This is a genomic window from Streptomyces sp. 135 (assembly GCF_020026305.1).
Taxonomy (GTDB): domain Bacteria; phylum Actinomycetota; class Actinomycetes; order Streptomycetales; family Streptomycetaceae; genus Streptomyces.
Genome location: NZ_CP075691.1, coordinates 3,862,330 through 3,880,910 on the forward strand (window position 1 = coordinate 3,862,330; position 18,581 = coordinate 3,880,910).

The following is an 18,581-nucleotide window of genomic DNA, read 5'->3' on the forward strand; positions in this document are numbered from 1 at the left end:
AGGACACGAGCCGACGACGGCCCGCAATCACCCACGCGGCCGAGGAAGGACATGAGCCGACGACGACCCGCAGCCGCCCACACACCCGAGGGGACGCGGGGAACGACAACGACCCGCAGGCACCCACACACCCGAGGGGACGCGGAGGGAACGACAACGACCCGCAGCCGCCCACACACCCGAGGGGACGCGGAGGGAACGACAACGACCCGCAGGCACCCACGCACCCGAGGGGACGCGGAGGGAACGACAACGACCCGCAGGCACCCACACACCCGAGGGGACGTGGAGGGAACGACAACGACCCGCAGGCACCCACACACCCGAGGGGACGTGGAGGGAACGACAACGACCCGCAGGCGCCCACACACCCGAGGGGACGTGGGGGTATGTGCGCGCGGAGCACAGTGGTGGTCATGAGGGTGGGCGAAGCAGCAAAGGCCCCGCGCCAAGATGGCGAGCACGGACATACCCCCGCGGCCCCGGCCCCAAGACGCACCCCAGGCGACCACCACCGGCACCCCGACACCCCCGAAAACGGACATTCCGCGTACGCCACCCACTAGGGTCCCCACCCGTGAAGCCACGCACCGCCGCGCTCTCCCCCCTCGCCCTCACCCTCTCCCTCACCGCGCTCGCCACCCTCTGCGCCACCCAGCACATCCCCATGGCCGACACCCTCGTCTACCGAGCCGAAGGCGAAGCCGTGGCCGCCGGCAGCGATCTCTACGGGTTCACCGTCACGGAGTGGGAACTCCCCGCCACCTACCCCCCGTTCGCCGCGATCCTCTTCGTACCGACGACCTGGCTCCCCCTCCCCGCCCTCAAGCTCACCTTCCTCCTCGGCAACACCGCCCTCCTGGCCCTCCTCGTCCACCTCTCCTGCCGCCTCACCGGCCTGCGCCCACGCCCCCACCACCTCTGCGCCGCCACCGCCGTCGCCCTCTGGCTGGAGCCCGTCTTCCAGACCATCGTCTTCGGGCAGATCAACCTCGCCCTGGCATGCCTGATCCTCTGGGACCTGACGAGGCCGAGGGACGCGCCCGGCAAGGGCTTCGCGGTGGGCGTGGCCGCCGGGATCAAGCTGACGCCGGCGGTCTTCATCGCGTACCTCTTCCTCACCGGCCGCGTCCGCGAGGCGGCCACGGCCCTGGCGGGCTTCGCCTCGACCGTGCTGCTGGGCGCGCTCGTCCTGCCCACCGCCAGCACCGACTTCTGGACGCGCCGCGTCTTCGAGACGGCCCGCGTGGGCAAGGCGTGGATCGTGGACAACCAGTCGCTCCAGGGCCTGATCGCCCGCGCCCTGCACGAGACGGACCCGGGCCTGGCCTGGTCACTCCCCGCGGCGGCGACGGCGACGGCCGCGGGCCTGCTCCTCACCCGCCGTACGCCCGCCCACGCCCCCCGCGCCGTACTCCTGACCGCACTCACGACCCTGCTGATCTCGCCCATCAGCTGGTCCCACCACTGGGTGTGGTGCGTACCGCTCCTGGCCCTCCTGATCGCCGAGGGCAGACCCCGCCTGGCCACAGCCGTGGCCGTACTCTTCACGGCCCGTACCTTCTGGCTGCTGCCGCACCAGGGCGACCTGGACCTCCACCTGCCCTGGTGGCAGCAGCCGCTGGCGTCCCCGTACCCCCTCCTGGCCCTGGCGCTACTGCCCCTGCTCAGGGAACCCCCTCAGCTCCCTCAGCCCCCGCAGCCCCCTCAGCTCCCGGCCAGCAACTCATCCGCGTCGACGATCCGATACGCGTACCCCTGCTCCGCGAGGAACCGCTGCCGGTGCGCGGCGAAGTCCTGGTCGATGGTGTCGCGAGCGACCACCGAGTAGAAGTGCGCCTGGTGCCCGTCCGCCTTCGGCCGCAGCACCCGGCCGAGCCGCTGGGCCTCCTCCTGGCGCGAACCGAAGGTGCCCGACACCTGGATGGCGACGGTGGCCTCCGGCAGGTCGATCGAGAAGTTCGCGACCTTGGAGACGACGAGGACGTTGATCTCGCCGTTGCGGAACGCGTCGAAGAGCCGCTCCCGCTCCTTGTTCGACGTCTCGCCCTTGATGACGGGCGCGTCCAGGTGTTCGCCCAGCTCGTCGAGTTGGTCGATGTACTGGCCGATGACAAGGATCTGCTGCCCGGCGAACTTCCGCACCAGCGCCTCCGTCACCTTCCGCTTCGTCGCGGTCGTCGCGCAGAAGCGGTACTTCTCCTCGGCCTCGGCGGTGGCGTACGCGAGCCGCTCGCTGTCGGTGAGGTTGACCCGGACCTCCACGCAGTCGGCGGGCGCGATGTAGCCCTGCGCCTCGATCTCCTTCCACGGGGCGTCGAACCGCTTGGGCCCGATGAGGGAGAACACGTCGGACTCCCGCCCGTCCTCCCGCACCAGCGTCGCGGTGAGGCCGAGCCGCCGCCGCGCCTGGAGGTCGGCGGTGAACTTGAAGACGGGCGCGGGCAGCAGATGCACCTCGTCGTAGATGACGAGGCCCCAGTCCCTGGAATCGAAGAGCTCCAGATGCGGATAGATACCCTTCCGCTTCGTCGTAAGGACCTGATACGTGGCGATGGTGACGGGCCGGATCTCCTTCCGGGTCCCGCTGTACTCGCCGATCTCGTCCTCGGTGAGCGACGTCCGCTTGACCAGCTCGTGCTTCCACTGCCGCGCGGAGACGGTGTTGGTGACGAGGATCAGGGTCGTCGCCTTGGCCTGCGCCATGGCCCCGGCGCCGACGAGGGTCTTCCCCGCCCCGCAGGGCAGCACGACGACCCCGCTGCCGCCGTGCCAGAACCCTTCGACGGCCTGCTGCTGATAGGGCCGCAGCGCCCAGCCGTCTTCGGCCAGGTCGATCTTGTGGGCCTCACCGTCGACGTACCCGGCGAGGTCCTCGGCGGGCCAGCCCAGCTTCAGCAGCGTCTGCTTGACCTGCCCGCGCTCGGAGGGGTGCACGGCGACGGTGTCGGGGTCGATCCGCTCGCCGACCAGAGGCTGGACCTTCTTGGACCGCAGGATCTCTTCGAGGACCGGCCGGTCGGTGGTCGTCAGGACGAGCCCGTGCGTGGGGTGCTTGGAGAGCGTGAGGCGTCCGTACCGCGCCATCGTCTCGGCGACGTCGACGAGCAGCGCGTGCGGCACGGGGTAGCGGGAGAACTCCACGAGCGCGTCCACGACCTGCTCGGCGTCGTGCCCGGCGGCGCGGGCGTTCCACAGCCCGAGCGGGGTGACGCGGTAGGTGTGGATGTGCTCGGGCGCCCGCTCCAGCTCCGCGAAGGGAGCGATGGCACGGCGGCAGGCGTCGGCCTGCTCGTGGTCGACCTCGAGCAGGAGAGTCTTGTCCGACTGGACGATGAGGGGACCGTTCACGCGCGTGCCCTTTCCTTAGGCCAAACGTCCAGTGTGCCGCATCGGGCGGGGGCCGGGTGGTGACGTCGGATACACGGGGCGCTGCCGTACGGGCTCCGCGCGGCACGGACAGCGCCCCCGGTGAGGCCGCCGGACCCGCTAACGTGAACCGGATGAGCACCGACGAGTCGCAGCCCACGGACAGCGCCACCGCGAGCGCATCGGCGCGCCCGGCGGACACACCACGCTCCCTCGCCGAAGCGCTCCGCTCCCGCGCGGACGACGCCCTGGCGGGGCTGCTGCACGCCCGCCCGGACCTGCTCAACCCGGTCCCCACCGATCTGACGCAGCTCGCGACGCGGGCCGGCACGCGGGCCTCCGTGGTGCGCGCCCTGGAGCGGCTCGACCGGTTCGCGCAGCAGGTGGCGCAGACCCTGGCGGTGGCCCCGGAACCCACGACGTACGACGAGGTGCTCGCTCTCCTCGCCGGTGACGACGGGGACCCGGCCGTGGCGAAGGCCCTGCCCCGCGCGCTCGGCACCCTCCACGAGCAGGCGCTGGTCTGGGGGCCGGACGACCGTCTGCGCCTGGTGCGCACCGCCCGCGAGCTGCTCGCCCCGGGCCCGCAGCACCCCTCCCCCACCGGCCTGGGCCCGACCGTGGCGGAGGCCACGGCCGGCATGTCGCCCACCCGCATCCAGGACATCGTGGCGGCGGCGGGCCTGCCCACCACCCACGATCCGGTGTCGGCGGTGGAGTCCCTCACCGCGCTCTTCACGGACCGGGCACGCATGTCGGCGCTGCTCGACGAGGCCCCCGCCGAGTCGGTGGAGGTGCTGTCCCGCCTGGTGTGGGGGCCGCCGTACGGGCAGGTCACCGCCGATCCGGCCCGTCACCTGCGGTGGCTCCTGGACCGGGGGCTGCTGCTGCCGACCGCGCCGGGCACGGTCGTCCTGCCCCGCGAGGCCGCCCTGCACCTGCGCGCGGGCCGCGCGCACCGCGCGCCTGAGCCGACGCCGCCGCCGGTCGTGCCGGCGCGCGAGCACCGTCCACAGGTTGTGGACGCGACGGCGGCGGGCCAGGCGTACACGGCGCTCGCCACCGTCGAGGAGCTGCTGAAGGAGTGGGACGAGGGCGGCCCCGCCGTGCTGCGCGCGGGCGGCCTGAGCGTGCGCGACCTGAAGCGGACGGCGGTGGCGCTCGACCTGCCGGAGCCGCTGGCCGCGTTCTGGGTCGAACTGGCCTACGCGGCGGGCCTGGTCGCCTCCGACGGCGAGGCCGACGAGCGGTACGCGGCGACGCCCGCCTACGACGAGTGGCAGGAGCTGCCCGCCCCCGAGCGCTGGGCGGCCCTCGCCACGGCCTGGCTGTCGGCGACCCGCACGGCGGGTCTGATCGGCGGCCGGGACGGCAAGGACCGCACGCTGTCGGCGCTCGGCCCGCACCTGGACCGCTCGGCGGCCCCGGAGGTACGCCGCCGGGTCCTCGCGCTGCTCGCCGGGCTCCCCGAGGGCGCGGAGCCCGACGCGGACTCGCTGCTGGCCCGGCTGCGCTGGGAGCGGCCGTCCCCGGCCGCGCAGGATCTGCGTTCCCGTATCGCGGGGTGGACGCTGAACGAGGCGGAGCTGCTGGGCGTGACGGGGCGCGGGGCGCTGTCGACGCACGGCAGGGCGCTGCTGGGCGTTGACGACACCGAGGCCCCCGGCGGCGACGCGCCCGCCCGGGCCGCGGCAGCATCCCGCCACCTCGCCCCGCTCCTGCCCCAACCGCTCGACCACGTCCTCCTCCAGGCCGACCTCACCGCCGTGGCCCCTGGCCCGCTGGAGCGGCCGCTCGCCGAGGCCCTCGCCGTCCTCGCCGACGTGGAATCGAAGGGCGGCGCCACGGTCTACCGCTTCACGCCCGGCTCGGTGCGCCGCGCGCTGGACGCGGGGCAGTCCGCCTCGGACCTGCACGCGTTCCTGGCGGCCCACTCCCGTACGCCGGTTCCGCAGCCCCTCGCGTATCTGATCGACGACGTGGCGCGCCGCCACGGCCATCTGCGCATCGGCGCCGCCTCCGCCTACGTGCGCTGCGACGACGAGGCGCTGCTCAACGAGATCCTGGCCGACAAGCGCTCCCAGGGCCTGCGGCTGCGCCGCCTCGCGCCGACCGTGCTGGCCGCCCAGGCGGACCCGGGGGCGCTCCTCGAAGGCCTGCGGTCGATGGGCTTCGCGCCCGCCGCGGAGTCCGCGGAGGGCGACGTCCTGATCACCCGGGCGCACGCCCACCGCACGCCGCCCCGCTCGGCGCCGGAGCCGGTGCCGGAGGGGCCGCCGGTGCCCGACGACACCCTCATCGCGGCGGCGGTGCGGGCGATCCGCGCGGGCGACCTGGCCTCGACCGCGCCGCGCAAGGAGGTCCACGAGACGCCGAGCGGTTCGCTGCCCCGCACGACGTCGGCGGAGACCCTCGCCACGATGCAGGCCGCCGTGATGACGGGCGAGGCGGTGTGGATCGGTTACGTCAACGCCGAGGGCGCCGCGAGCCAGCGGGTGATCGCGCCGGTGCGGGTGGAGGGCGGTTTCGTCACGGCGTACGACCACACGGCGGACGAGGTCCGCACGTTCCCTCTCCACCGGATCACGGGCGTGGCGGAGCTGGCGGACGACGAGTGACCGGCGGGTTGTGCGAGTGCGGGTTCGGTGGGGGCTGGTCGCGCAGTTCCCCGCGCCCCTGAAGGGGCGCCCAACGCCCTGCCCCGATAGGGGCGCGGGGAACGGCGCGCCAAGCCCCCACGAACCCGCACCCGGAAAACGTCCCCGTCCCCAGCAGGCTGTGGCCGTCCTCCGACCGCGCGTGCGTCGTGGCCGCTCGCGCAGTTCCCCGCGCCCCTGACGGGGCGCACAAGTACCGGCCCACGACCACGCCCCGATAGGGGCGCGGGGAACTGCGCGGCCACCCCCCCACCCGCGAAAAACCACGTGCGCCACCCCCCACCCCCCGCCTACGATGCCCCCTCCCCCGGCCTCCCTCACGGAGCGCCGCCGCCCGGACGGAAACCGGCCGGCAGCCACAGCCCACCCCGCAGAACCGCCGGAGGCCCCCGTGCAGGCGCACGACCAGACCGACGACCCCCTCGCCCGTGAGCGGGCGCACCTCACCGCGTCCCGCGCGGCCCTGCGCGCCATGCGTGAGGACGCCGAGGCCCTCGACATCCGCGACGTCACCGCGAACTGGGTGAACGCCGCGGTCCTCGAACGGCAGCTCGACGACCGCATCAAGTCCCTCGCCGACCTCGCCCACACCCCCCTCTTCTTCGGCCGGCTCGACTACCTGCACGCCCCCGGCGCCCAGCAGGCGGAGGGCGCCGAGGGCGAGCGCTTCTACATCGGGCGGCGGCACGTGCACGACGCCGACGGGGACCCGATGGTCATCGACTGGCGCGCGCCGGTCTCGCAGCCGTTCTACCGGGCCTCCAAGAAGGACCCGATGGACATCGCGCTGCGCCGCCGCTTCGGGTACACGGCCGGCGACCTCACGGCGTACGAGGACGAGCACCTCAGCGACGCCACCGAGGACGAGCGGGCCAGCGAGCTGCTCCAGCGGGAGATCGAGCGGCCCCGCGTCGGCCCCATGCGGGACATCGTCGCGACGATCCAGCCGGAGCAGGACGAGATCGTCCGCAGCGGGCTCGGCGGCAGCGTGTGCGTGCAGGGCGGGCCGGGGACGGGCAAGACCGCCGTCGGCCTGCACCGTGTCGCCTACCTGCTGTACGCCCACCGGGAACGCCTCGCCCGCACCGGCACCCTCGTCATCGGCCCGAACGCCTCCTTCCTGCACTACATCGAGCAAGTGCTGCCCGCGCTCGGCGAGTTGGAGGTCAAGCAGGCCACGGTCGACGACCTCGTCGCCCACGTGGAGGTGCGCGGCACGGACGACACCGCCGCCGCCCTCGTCAAGGGCGACGCCCGCATGGCCGAGGTGCTGCGCAAGGCCGTGCGCTCGCACGTCACCCTGCCGACCGAGCCCGTGGTGGTCGTACGCGGGTCCCGACGGTGGCGCGTACCCGCGTACGAAGTCGAGGAGATCGTCCGGGAGTTGCTGGCGCGGGACATCCGCTACGGCGCCGCCCGTGACGCCCTGCCGCAGCGCATCGCCCACGCGGTGCTCGTCCGCATGGAGCAGTCGGGCGAGGCCCCGGACGACCGCGTGCAGGACGCCGTGGCGCGCAACCCCGCGGTGAAGGCGGCCGTGAAGGCCCTGTGGCCGCCGGTCGATCCGGCGAAGCTGGTGCTGCGGCTGCTGTCCGACGCGGAGTTCCTCGCGGAGCACGCCGAGGGGATCCTGGACGCGGACGAGCAGAAGGCGCTGCTGTGGACGAAGCCGCCGAGGAGCGTGAAGTCCGCCAAGTGGTCGGCCGCCGACGCGGTGCTGATCGACGAGGCCCAGGATCTCGTCTCGCGCACGCATTCGCTCGGGCATGTCGTGCTTGACGAGGCGCAGGACCTCTCCCCCATGCAGTACCGCGCGGTGGGGCGGCGGTGCACGACCGGTTCGGCGACCGTCCTCGGCGACCTGGCGCAGGGCACCACGCCGTGGGCCACGCGGAGTTGGGCCGAGGCGCTCGGTCATCTCGGCAAGGGCGACGCGGTCGTGGAGGAGCTGACGGCCGGTTTCCGTGTGCCGCGCGAGGTCATCGCGTACGCGTCACGGCTGCTGCCCGCCATCGCGCCGGGGCTCACGGAGGTCGCCTCGGTGCGGGAGTCGCCCGGCTCGCTCGCGGTGCGGGAGGTGGCGGATCTGGACGCGGCCTGCCTGGAGGCCTGCGCCGAGTCGCTGCGGCGGGAGGGGTCCATCGGGCTCATCGCGGCGGACGCGCGGGTGCCGGCGCTGGCTCAGGCGCTGGCGGCGGCCGGGGTCACGTATCTCTCGCCCGGCGAGGAGACCACGTCCGACACCCGGCTGACACTGGTGCCCGCGTCCCTGGCGAAGGGTCTTGAGTACGACTATGTGGTGCTGGACGAGCCCGCCGCCGTGGTCGACGGCGAGCCCGACGAGCGGACGGGCCTGCGCCGCCTGTACGTGGCGCTGACCCGTGCCGTGTCCGGTCTGATCGTGGTGCACGCGGCGCCGCTGCCGGACCAGCTGGCCTAGCGGGGTTTCTCTTCGGCCTGGGCGCCGGGCAGGTGGGTGACGATCAGCACGAGGCCCGCCAGCGTCACGACGCGGGTGGCGGCGTCCAGGCCGTTCCAGTCCTCGGACTGCCACATGGCGAACCACTCGCCGCCGACGCCGATGAATCCGGCGCCGAAGAGCAGCAGGACCATGAGCAGGCCGGCGGTACCGAGGCGCCGCGCGCTCCGGTGACCGGCGCGGTGGCGCAGGGCCTTGGCCCACAGCACGGTCGCCGCGACCAGGACGAGCGCGGCGACGGTCTCCCAGACGATGATCGCGACGTACGCGGCGTCCTGGAGCGCGGTGGACTCCACCGCGCGCCACATCAGGTCGTCGTCCTTGAAGGTGGTGTCCATCGCGAGGACGTGGCGTACGAACTGCTGGTTGGTGCCGAAGTCCGTGATGTTCCCGAACGCGACGAGTGCCATGTAGAGCGCGACGGTTCCGGTGAGCGCGGCGGCGGCGACGGGCAAGGCGCGACTGCTGGATACGTTCATGAACTCCCCTCCCTCTCCCCCCAGTTGTACCGCAGCCCCCACCGAAGCCCCGTAAGGGGCCCGAATCCGCCGCCCGCCGAAGCCCCCGGCAGGCGGCGCGGGGAACTGCGCGCCAAGCCCCCACCGAACCCGCGCCCAGAACCCCGCCAACCCGCGGAGCGCTACGCGTCAACCGCCGCCCGCCACTCCGCCACCGCCCCCGCGGAGACCCCCGCCCCCCAGCCACCCGGCCTCGCCGCACCCCCGATGTGGAACGCGTCGAGCCCCGCCGCCTTCAGCCGCGGCAGATGCTCAAGCCGCAGCCCACCCCCCACCAGGAGCCGCGGCTCATACCCCGGTTCACCCCGCCGCGCCGCCTCGGCGACCAGCGTCGGCAGCCCCTCGTCGACGCCCCCCGCGGCCCCCGCCGTGAGGTACGTGTCGAGGCCCGGCAGCTCCGCCAGCTGCTTGCGCAGGGCGTCGCGGTCGGCGGCCCGGTCGATCGCCCGGTGGAACGTCCAGCGGCAGCCGTCGAGCGCGGCCACCAGCGTCTCGACCGCAGCGAGGTCGGGCCCGCCCGCCTCGTCGAGGAAGCCGAGGACGAACTCGTCGGCGCCCTCCGCCCGCAGCTCACGGGCACGGCGTACGAGCGCGTCGACGTCCCCGGCGGCGAACCCGTCGGCGAGCCGCAGCATGACGCGCAGCGAGATGTCGACGCTGGACCGGATCGCGGCGAAGGTCTCACGCGACGGCGTGAGCCCGTCCGCGGCCATGTCGGTCACGAGTTCGAGGCGGTCCGCGCCTCCCGCCTGGGCGGCGACGGCGTCCTCGGCATCGAGGGCGATCACCTCCAGGACTGCACGCTTGCTCATGGGTGTCTCTTCCTTCTCGCCCGCACAGGTCTAGTCCAATTAATGTCCACCCTACGCGCAGAACACCCCGGCGCGAGCGGAGTCGCCCGCGCCGGGGTGAACAAAAGTCAGCGGACCCCGTCAGGACAGCGGCTTGAACCCCCGCAGCCGCAGGCTGTTGCCGACCACGAAGACCGAGGAGAAGGCCATGGCCGCCCCCGCGATCATCGGGTTGAGCAGCCCCGACGCGGCCAGCGGCAGCGCGCCGACGTTGTAGGCGAAGGCCCAGAACAGGTTCGACTTGATCGTGCCGAGGGTGCGCCGCGAGAGCCGGATCGCGTCCGCCGCCGCCCGCAGGTCACCTCGTACGAGCGTCAGGTCGCCCGCCTCGATCGCCGCGTCCGTACCCGTGCCCATCGCGAGACCCAGGTCGGCCTGGGCGAGCGCCGCGGCGTCGTTGACGCCGTCGCCGACCATGGCCACCGAGCGGCCCTCGGCCTGGAGCCGCTTGACCACGTCGACCTTGTCCTGCGGCATGACCTCGGCGATCACGTGCTCCGGCGAGATGCCGACCTCCGCGGCCACCGACGCCGCGACCGCCTTGTTGTCGCCGGTCAGGAGGATCGGGGTCAGGCCGAGCGCCCGCAGCCTGCTGATCGCCTCCGCGCTGGTGTCCTTCACCGCGTCGGCGACCTCGAGGACCGCCCGCGCCTCGCCGTCCCAGGCCACCGCGATGGCCGTACGCCCGGCGGCCTCGGCCTCGGCCTTGGCCCGCTCCAGCTCCACCGGCAGGTGGATCTCCCATTCGGCCAGCAGCTTCGAACGCCCCACCAGGACCGCGTGGCCCTCCACGATGCCCTGCACGCCGAGCCCCGCCACGTTCGCGAAGTCCTCGGGGGTGGGCAGCGGACCCGCCTGCTCGGCGGCTCCGGCCGCGACGGCCTGGGCGATGGGGTGCTCGGAGGAGTGCTCCAGGGCGCCCGCGAGCCGCAGGACCTCGGAGACCGGGGTGCCGGAGGCCGTGTGCGTGGCGAGCAGCGTCATCTTGCCGGTGGTGACCGTGCCGGTCTTGTCCAGGACGATGGTGTCGACCTTGCGGGTGGACTCCAGGACCTCCGGGCCCTTGATCAGGATGCCGAGCTGGGCGCCGCGCCCGGTGCCGACCATGAGCGCGGTCGGGGTGGCGAGCCCGAGGGCGCAGGGGCAGGCGATGATCAGGACGGCCACGGCCGCGGTGAAGGCGGCGGTGAGACCGGCGCCGTTGCCGAGCCAGAAGCCGAGGGTGGCGAGCGCGAGGCCGATGACGACCGGCACGAAGACCGCGGAGATCCTGTCGGCGAGGCGCTGGGCGGCGGCCTTGCCGTTCTGCGCGTCCTCCACCAGCTTGGCGATGCGGGCGAGCTGGGTGTCGGCGCCGACGCGGGTGGCCTCGACGACCAGGCGTCCGCCGACGTTGAGGGTGGCGCCGGTGACCGTGTCGCCCTCGCCGACCTCGACGGGCACGGACTCGCCGGTGAGCATGGAGGCGTCCACGGCCGAGGCGCCCTCGACGACCTTGCCGTCCGTGGCGATCTTCTCGCCGGGCCGCACCAGGAAGCGGTCGCCGGTCTTCAGGTCGCCCACCGGGATGATCTCCTCGCGGCCGCCGTCCCGCAGCACGGTGACGTCCTTGGCGCCGAGCTGGAGCAGCGCCTTGAGGGCGGCGCCGGCCTTCCGCTTGGAGCGGGCCTCGAAGTAGCGACCGGCCAGGATGAAGGCGGTGACGCCGGCCGCGGCCTCCAGGTAGATGTTCCCGGCGCCGTCGCTGCGCGCGATGGTCAGCTCGAAGGGGTGGGTCATGCCGGGCGTGCCCGCGGTGCCGAAGAACAGCGCCCACAGCGACCAGAGGAACGCCGCCGTGGTGCCGACCGAGATCAGCGTGTCCATGGTGGCCGCGCCGTGCCGGGCGTTGGTGAAGGCCGCCTTGTGGAAGGGCCAGGCGGCGTAGGTGACGACGGGCGCGGCGAGGGTGAGGGAGAGCCACTGCCAGTACTCGAACTGGAGGGCGGGGACCATCGCCATCGCGATCACGGGCACGGAGAGCAGCACCGCCGTGATCAGCCGCTCGCGCAGCGGCCGCAGGGCCTCGTCGGCCCGCCGCTCCTCGCCGTCGCCGTCACCGTCCCGTGCCGAGGCGGCCTCGTCACGTGGGGGCGCGGGTTCCTCGGCCGTGTACCCGGTGGCCTCGACGGTCGAGATCAGGTCCTGTACGGAGATGTCCTCGCCGCGGTAGCTGACCTTGGCCTTCTCGGTGGCGTAGTTGACGGTCGCCTCGACGCCGTCCATGCGGTTGAGCTTCTTCTCGATCCGGGCGGCGCACGAGGCGCAGGTCATGCCACCGATGGCGAGTTCCACTTCTGCGGTGGAAGCCGCCTCGGGGGTGCCGGGAGTGGTGGTGGACATGTCTGCGGGCTCCTCGTGACGTGGGCGGAGGGGGGCGGGCGGGGGTCAGACGCGGCCGACGTAGTCGTAGCCGGCGTCCTCGACGGTCTCGGCGACGCGCGCGTCGTCCGGCTCGGCGTCGGTCGTGACGGTGACCAGGCCCTCCGGGATGCGCACCTGCACGGCGGTGACGAAGTCGAGGCCGCCGACGACGTCGGTGACGACTCCCTGGCAGTGCGCGCTGTGGACGCCGTCGACCTTGTACGTGGTGGTGAGCGCGGCCATGGGGTGCCTCCTGCGACATAGGGGGCCGATACCCGGGGTGGGTACCGGTCAACGAGGTCATTTATACCCCTGGGGGGTATCGAACGCAAGGGCACCCCGAAAGAAAACAGCACTTGACTTCATACCCCTAGGGGGTACCTTCGGAGGCATCGAGGTATCGAGACATCAAGGCATCGACACTCAGGGAGCCGTCATGAACACCGGACTGAAGATCACCGCATTCGCCGCCGCCGTCGCCGCGACCTTCGGTACCGCGTACGGCGTGGGCCAGGCCGTCGACCCCGTCACGGACAGGGCGCCGGCGGCCGGGCACGGCGCACACGACGGCGACCGGCGGGAGGGCGAGAAGGCGGGCGGCGAGGAAGGCGGCGCGGCGGCGCACGGCGGGGCCGCCGCCGGTGGCCTTCAGGTCTCCGAGCGCGGCTACACCCTGGACCTCAAGACCTCGCGGGTGGGGGCGGACCGCAAGGAGGAGCTGCGCTTCGCCGTCGTCAAGGACTCCACGGGGCGCAACGTCACCGCGTACCAGAAGGAGCACGACAAGGAGCTGCACCTCATCGTCGCCTCACGCGATCTGACGGTCTACCGCCACCTGCACCCCACCCGCGCGGCGGACGGCACCTGGTCCACGAAGGTCGAGCTGCCCGAGGCGGGCGGCTACCGCGTCTTCGCCGACTTCCGCCCCGAGGGCGCCAAGGAGGGCCTGACGCTCGGCGCCGACCTCGCGGTGGCGGGCGAGTCCGCGCCGAAGAAGCTGCCCGCGCACGGCACGACCGCGACGGTGGACGGGTACGACGTGACGCTGAAGGGCGAGCTGAAGACGGGCAGGGGCGGCGACCTCACCCTGAACGTGGCGAAGAACGGCAGGCCGGTGACCGACCTCCAGCCCTACCTGGGCGCGTACGGCCACCTGGTGGCCCTGCGGTCGGGCGACCTCGCCTACCTCCACGTCCACCCGAACGGCGAGCCCGGCGACGGCAGGACGAAGGCGGGCCCCGGCGTCTCCTTCACGGCGACGGCGCCGAGCGCGGGGGCGTACCGCCTCTTCCTGGACTTCAAGCACGAGGGGAAGGTCCGCACGGCGGCGTTCACGGTGCACGCGGGCGGCGGCGACGAGCGCGCGGAGAAGGGGGAGAAGGCGGAGAAGGGCGGGAGCGGGCACGGCGAGAAGGACGGCGGCCACCAGCACTGACCGCCGCCCCGCCCCTGACACCCGTACCCCGAAGGTCAATCGCCCTTCGGGGTACGGGTGTTCCCGCTCGGCGCCACGGCGGCCAGCTCGTCCACGCTGCCGGACATGACGGCGCGGACGTGCTGGGTCAGATGCTCGACGGGCCAGTCCCACCAGGCCAGTTCGAGGAGCCGCTCGACGTCCTCGTCGCTGAAGCGGCGGCGGATCAGCCTGGCCGGGTTGCCGCCGACGATGCCGTAGTCCGGCACGTCGTCGACGACCACCGCCCCCGACGCGACGACCGCGCCGTGCCCGATCCTGACGCCCGGCATGACGGTGGAGCGGTAGCCGAACCACACGTCGTGGCCGACGACCGTGTCACCGCGTCCGGGCAGCCCGCTGATCAGGTCGAAGTGGTCGCTCCAGGACCCGCCCATGATCGGGAACGGAAACGTCGAGGGCCCGTCCATCCGGTGGTTGGCGCCGTTCATGATGAACCGCACGCCCTCGCCGAGCGCGCAGTACTTGCCGATGACCAGCCGCTCGGGGCCGTAGTGGTAGAGGACGTTGCGGGTCTCGAAGGCGGTCGGGTCGTCGGGGTCGTCGTAGTACGTGAAGTCGCCGACCTCGATCAGCGGTGACTTCACGAGCGGCTTGAGCAGCACCACGCGCTCCTGGCCCGGCATGGGGTGCAGCACGTTCGGGTCGGCGGGGACGAGGGGTGCGGTGGGGTCGGGTCCGGGGTTCATGCCTCACATGATCCACGTCAGTCGAAGAGCGCCAACTCCTTTTCCGCGGCGCCCGCGAGCTCGTAGCGCGTCCCCGTCAGCGGCCGCCCCGCGCAGAGCCGGATGAGGGTCGGCGCGTCCCCGATGTAGCGGGCCGGGGGCCGGCGCCCGTCCGTGGCGCCGAGGACCAGCGGCTCGTCCCGCCCGTCCACGTCCGCGTGGACCGCGAGCCCCGGCGCCGCCGCGCTGTACGAGCTCCTGCTGTGCAGCTCGAGCAGCGCCAGCGCGTCCGGGAGGCCGTCCCCGCCGTACGCCCCCGGCTCGCCCCACGCCTCGCGGATGTCGCCCGCGTGCACCCACTCGCCGAGTGCGATGCCGTCCAGGATGCCCTTGGCCGCGGCCATCACGGGTCCGGCCTCGGTCATGCCGCGCTCCAGCTCGTCCACGAGGCGGGAGGAGGACCAGTCGGCGCGCTCGGCGATGTCCCGTTCGTTGCTCTCCGCGCTGAACACGCCGTCCTCGAAGCGGTTCTCCACGACCCGCATCAGCGCGGAGCCGCAGTGCGCGACGACATGCCACACGGTCCAGCCGGGACAGCAGGTGCGCAGCGCGAACGCCTCGTCGGGCGCGGACCTCAACAGCGGGATCAGGGCGTCGCGTTCGGTACGGAGCAGCCGTCCGGCGCGCTCGGGCTCGTAGTGCTCGTCAGGTGTGGTCGTCGTCATGACCGAAGCCAATCGTCCGCGGCCGCGCATGGCAACGGGCGGACTGGAATCACCCAGCCCGCCCGAAGCCGTCTCGAGCCCGTCCGGCGTTTGAGGACGAGTACGGCGCAGCCGACGACGGACGCCCACCGCGCTACGCGTCCACCGGCACCGCCTCCCCCTTCGCCGGCGCGGACTCCCTCCGCATCACCAGCAGCGTGACCAGGCCGCCCACCGCCGCGATGCCCGCCGCACCGGTGAACGCCGCGCTGAACCCGTCCGTCAGCCTGGGCAGGTCGCCCAGTTCGCCCGCACCCTGTGACGTCGCGAGCGCGGTGAGGGCGGCGAGGCCGAGCGCCGAGCCGACCTGGTAGGTGGTGTTGACGATGCCGGAGGCGAGACCGGCCTGCTCCTGTGGGGCGCCGGACATGGCGGCCATCATCGCCGGGATGTAGGCGAGGGACATGCCGAGCGCGGCGACCAGCGAGGCGGGCAGGACGTCGATCACGAACGAACCGGTCGGCCCGGCCTGGGCGAGCCACAGCAGACCGGCCGCGAGGACGAGCAGCCCGGTGCCGATCAGGTTCTTCGCGCCGAAGCGGCCGAGGAGCCGGGCGGTGCCGGCGGTCATGAAGACCATCAGGAGTCCGGTCATCGGCAGCAGGGCCGCGCCGCTCGCGAACGCGCCGTACCCCATGACCTGCTGGAGGTAGAGGTTGAGGAAGTACCACATCGGGATCCACGCGGCGCCGAGCAGCGTCATCGCGAGGTTGGCGGAGCCGAGCCGCGGCACGCGCCACACCTTCAGCGGCATGAGGGGCTCGCGGACGGACTTCTGGACGACGAGGAAGAGGGCCAGAAGGGCGGCGGCGCCCACCAGTTGGAGCACGGTCCCCGCCGAGACCCAGCCGGTCTCCGGCGCGCGGACGACGGCGAAGACGGCGAGCGCGAGACCGGCGGTCACCGAGACGGCGCCGAGGATGTCGACCGAGCCGCGCTTGCCCTCGACGGCGGGCAGCAGGCGGGTCGCGGCGAGCGTGGCGAGGCCGATCGGGACGTAGACGATGAAGACCCAGGGCCAGCTGAGCCACTCGGTGAAGACACCGCCGAGGAAGACGCCCGCCGTGCCGCCCGCGGGGGCGGCGGCGCCGTAGAGCGCCATGGCCTTGCCCAGCTCCTTCGGGTCGTGCCCGAAGAGCAGCATGAGCAGCGTCATGGCGGCGGGCGCGATCAGCGCGCCGCCGACGCCCTGCACGGCGCGTCCGGCGACCTCGACGGCGGCGGACTGCGCGGCGGCGGCGAGGACGGACCCGGCGATCAGGACCACCCATCCGGCGACGAAGACCTTCCGCGCCCCGAGCAGGTCGGAGAGGCGTCCGCCGAGGAGGAGCAGGCCGCCGAAGGCGATGACGTACGCGTTGAAGACCCATTGCAGCTCGCCCTGGGAGAAGCCCAGGTCCTTCTGCATCTCGGGGAGCGCGACCCCGATGATCGAGGTGTCCATGATGACCATGAACTGCGCGGTGGCGAGCACGAACAGTGCCCACCAGCGCATGGGATTGACGCTTTGCATGGCTGTTTCCCCTCCACGGATGTGCCGTCAGGTACCCCCCTGGGGTACCGGCCGGACCGACGTCGGGGACCGTAACATACCCCCTGGGGGTATTCAATGGTTAGAGTCCCCCCATGGCCGACCACCACCACGACAAGGACCTCCGGGCCCGCTGGCTCACGACGCTGCTGCGCGCACGGGACACCGACGAGTGCGTCTACGACCCGTACCGGTTCGCCGACAACCTCCTCGCCCGCTGGGCCGAGCCCCAGCGGCGCTACCACACCGTCGACCACCTGACGGCGGTCCTCGACCACATCGACGTACTGGAGGACCACGCCGACGACGCCGAGCTGGTGCGGCTCGCGGCCTGGTTCCACGACGCGGTGTACGCGCCGGACCGCTCCCAGAACGAGGAGCGCTCCGCCCGGCTGGCCGAACGCGCGCTCCCTGAGGCCGGGCTGACGGCCGCTCAGACGGCGGAGGTGGCCCGCCTCGTCCGCCTCACCGTCACCCACGACCCGGCCGAGGGCGACCGCAACGGCGAGGTGCTGTGCGACGCCGATCTGGCGATCCTCGCGGCGGCCCCGGACGCGTACGCCGCCTACGCCGCGGCCGTCCGCGAGGAGTACGCGTTCGTGCCGGACGAGGCGTTCCGCACCGGCCGCGCGGCCGTCCTGCGCCACCTCCTCGGCCTGCCCCACCTGTTCAGGACGCCGCACGGCGCGGCCGAGTGGGAGACGGCGGCCCGCGAGAACCTCATGACGGAACTGGCGCTGCTGGACGCCTGAAAATTGCCGCGCGCCGGACCGGAACACTCCGTACGCTCCCCCCATGCTTCTCATGGGTGGGGACAGGGTCGAGGAGGCCGTCGCGCACACGGCCGAGGTGCTGCGCGCGGCGGCCGACCGCGACTGGCGTGCGGGGGCGGGTGGGCTCGACTGGAGCCGCCTGCAGACGGCGGAGCACCTGGCCGGTTGCCTCGTCGCGTACGCGGGGCAGTTGACCGGCCGCGCCACCGGCGGCTACGTGCCCTTCGAGGTCACACTCGACGAGGGCACGGACCCCGAGGGCGCGATCCGGGCGATCGAGGCGGCCGCGGGCATCCTCGCGGCGGTGGTCCGCACGACGCCGCCCGGCGTCCGCGCCTACCACCCCTACCCCCACGGCAGCGCGGACGCGGCGGGCTTCGCCGCGATGGCCGTCGCCGAGATGCTCCTGCACACGTACGACATCGCGCGGTCCCTCGGCGTCGAAGCGGAGCCGCCCGAGGAGCTGTGCGCGGCGGTGCTCGGCCACCTCTTCCCGCACGTCTCGCCCGCCGGCGGCCCGCCGTGGCGGGTCCTGCTCTGGGCCACCGGCCGCGGCGACCTGCCGGGGCGCGCGCCGGTCACGCAGTGGCGCTGGCACAACGGCCTCTCCCTGCCCGCGGGCCCGGTCTCGCTGTGCGAGGTGTCCCCCGCGGCCGCCGCGGACCTCGCGGCGGGCGGCACGGGCGGGCTGGCCTGGATCGAGGGCGGCCCCTTCCAGGGGACGCGGGGCGCGGCCGGGCGGGTGGCGAAGTCGTACGCCGACGGGGTGCACCGGCCCGAGTGGGGCCTGTACGCGCTGGTCCGCGCCGAGGACGGCCTCGCCATCGGCGGCATGGGCTTCCACGGCCCGCCGGACGACGAGGGCTGCGTGCAGGTCGGCTATGACCTGGCGGAGGGGGCGCGGGGCCACGGCTATGCGACGGCCGGCTTGCGGGCGCTGTCGGAGTGGGCCCTTGCCCGACCCGAGGTCACCTCCCTCCTGGCCCTGACCGACCCGGCGAACACGGCGTCCCAGGGCGTGCTGACCCGGGCGGGATACACCCGCCTGCCGGACCGCGACACCGCGTGGGCGTACGGGATGCGCCGGGCCTGAG

General features: G+C 73.4%; 13 protein-coding genes and 1 pseudogene. 6 read left to right on the forward strand and 8 right to left on the reverse strand.

Annotated features, from left to right (window positions below; translation table 11 throughout):
• Positions 1–667: 667 nt before the first annotated feature.
• A pseudogene (locus KKZ08_RS17280) lies at positions 668–1,660 on the forward strand (glycosyltransferase 87 family protein); the annotation flags it as partial.
• 47 nt (positions 1,661–1,707) lie between these two features.
• On the opposite strand, the gene KKZ08_RS17285 reads toward KKZ08_RS17280, so the two are convergent.
• Positions 1,708–3,351, reverse strand: coding sequence for a DNA repair helicase XPB (locus KKZ08_RS17285; protein ID WP_320590627.1), 1,644 nt, complete (start codon positions 3,349–3,351; stop codon positions 1,708–1,710).
• Between the two features lie 152 nt (positions 3,352–3,503).
• Between KKZ08_RS17285 and KKZ08_RS17290 the strand changes: the two genes are divergently transcribed.
• Complete coding sequence (locus KKZ08_RS17290; RefSeq protein ID WP_223775315.1) at positions 3,504–5,987, forward strand: helicase C-terminal domain-containing protein; 2,484 nt, start codon at positions 3,504–3,506, stop codon at positions 5,985–5,987.
• 430 nt (positions 5,988–6,417) lie between these two features.
• Positions 6,418–8,466: an ATP-binding domain-containing protein gene (locus KKZ08_RS17295; RefSeq protein ID WP_223775316.1), complete on the forward strand. Its 2,049-nt coding sequence runs from the start codon at positions 6,418–6,420 to the stop codon at positions 8,464–8,466.
• On the opposite strand, the gene KKZ08_RS17300 is transcribed toward KKZ08_RS17295, so the two are convergent.
• The 4 genes from KKZ08_RS17300 to KKZ08_RS17315 form a co-directional block, all read right to left on the reverse strand.
• Positions 8,463–8,984: a DUF2165 domain-containing protein gene (locus KKZ08_RS17300; protein ID WP_223775317.1), complete on the reverse strand. Its 522-nt coding sequence runs from the start codon at positions 8,982–8,984 to the stop codon at positions 8,463–8,465. The two genes, KKZ08_RS17295 and KKZ08_RS17300, sit on opposite strands and share 4 nt — an antisense overlap.
• Before the next feature lie 161 nt (positions 8,985–9,145).
• Positions 9,146–9,835: a copper homeostasis protein CutC gene (locus KKZ08_RS17305; protein WP_223775318.1), complete on the reverse strand. Its 690-nt coding sequence runs from the start codon at positions 9,833–9,835 to the stop codon at positions 9,146–9,148.
• Positions 9,836–9,955: 120 nt separating this feature from the next.
• Entirely contained in the window at positions 9,956–12,256 is a 2,301-nt protein-coding gene (locus tag KKZ08_RS17310) for a heavy metal translocating P-type ATPase (RefSeq protein WP_223775319.1), read from the reverse strand.
• Between the two features lie 45 nt (positions 12,257–12,301).
• Positions 12,302–12,520: a heavy-metal-associated domain-containing protein gene (locus KKZ08_RS17315; RefSeq protein WP_223775320.1), complete on the reverse strand. Its 219-nt coding sequence runs from the start codon at positions 12,518–12,520 to the stop codon at positions 12,302–12,304.
• A gap of 193 nt (positions 12,521–12,713) precedes the next feature.
• On the opposite strand from KKZ08_RS17315, the gene KKZ08_RS17320 reads away from it, so the two are divergent.
• Positions 12,714–13,712, forward strand: coding sequence for a hypothetical protein (locus KKZ08_RS17320; protein WP_223775321.1), 999 nt, complete (start codon positions 12,714–12,716; stop codon positions 13,710–13,712).
• 35 nt (positions 13,713–13,747) lie between these two features.
• On the opposite strand, the gene KKZ08_RS17325 is transcribed toward KKZ08_RS17320, so the two are convergent.
• The 3 genes from KKZ08_RS17325 to KKZ08_RS17335 form a co-directional block, all read right to left on the reverse strand.
• Positions 13,748–14,440: a CatB-related O-acetyltransferase gene (locus KKZ08_RS17325; protein WP_223775322.1), complete on the reverse strand. Its 693-nt coding sequence runs from the start codon at positions 14,438–14,440 to the stop codon at positions 13,748–13,750.
• Positions 14,441–14,457: 17 nt separating this feature from the next.
• Positions 14,458–15,144, reverse strand: a complete 687-nt coding sequence (locus KKZ08_RS17330; RefSeq protein WP_223775323.1) for a maleylpyruvate isomerase family mycothiol-dependent enzyme — start codon at positions 15,142–15,144, stop codon at positions 14,458–14,460.
• A gap of 133 nt (positions 15,145–15,277) precedes the next feature.
• Positions 15,278–16,696 (reverse strand): MFS transporter, encoded by a 1,419-nt coding sequence (locus KKZ08_RS17335; RefSeq protein WP_223775324.1) that lies wholly within the window; start codon positions 16,694–16,696, stop codon positions 15,278–15,280.
• Between the two features lie 113 nt (positions 16,697–16,809).
• Between KKZ08_RS17335 and KKZ08_RS17340 the strand changes: the two genes are divergently transcribed.
• Both KKZ08_RS17340 and KKZ08_RS17345 read left to right on the forward strand, forming a co-directional pair.
• Complete coding sequence (locus KKZ08_RS17340; RefSeq protein ID WP_223775325.1) at positions 16,810–17,466, forward strand: hypothetical protein; 657 nt, start codon at positions 16,810–16,812, stop codon at positions 17,464–17,466.
• Between the two features lie 43 nt (positions 17,467–17,509).
• The gene (locus tag KKZ08_RS17345; protein ID WP_223775326.1) at positions 17,510–18,580 is read left to right on the forward strand and encodes a GNAT family N-acetyltransferase; all 1,071 of its coding nucleotides are present in this window, start codon (positions 17,510–17,512) and stop codon (positions 18,578–18,580) included.
• Position 18,581: the final 1 nt, after the last annotated feature.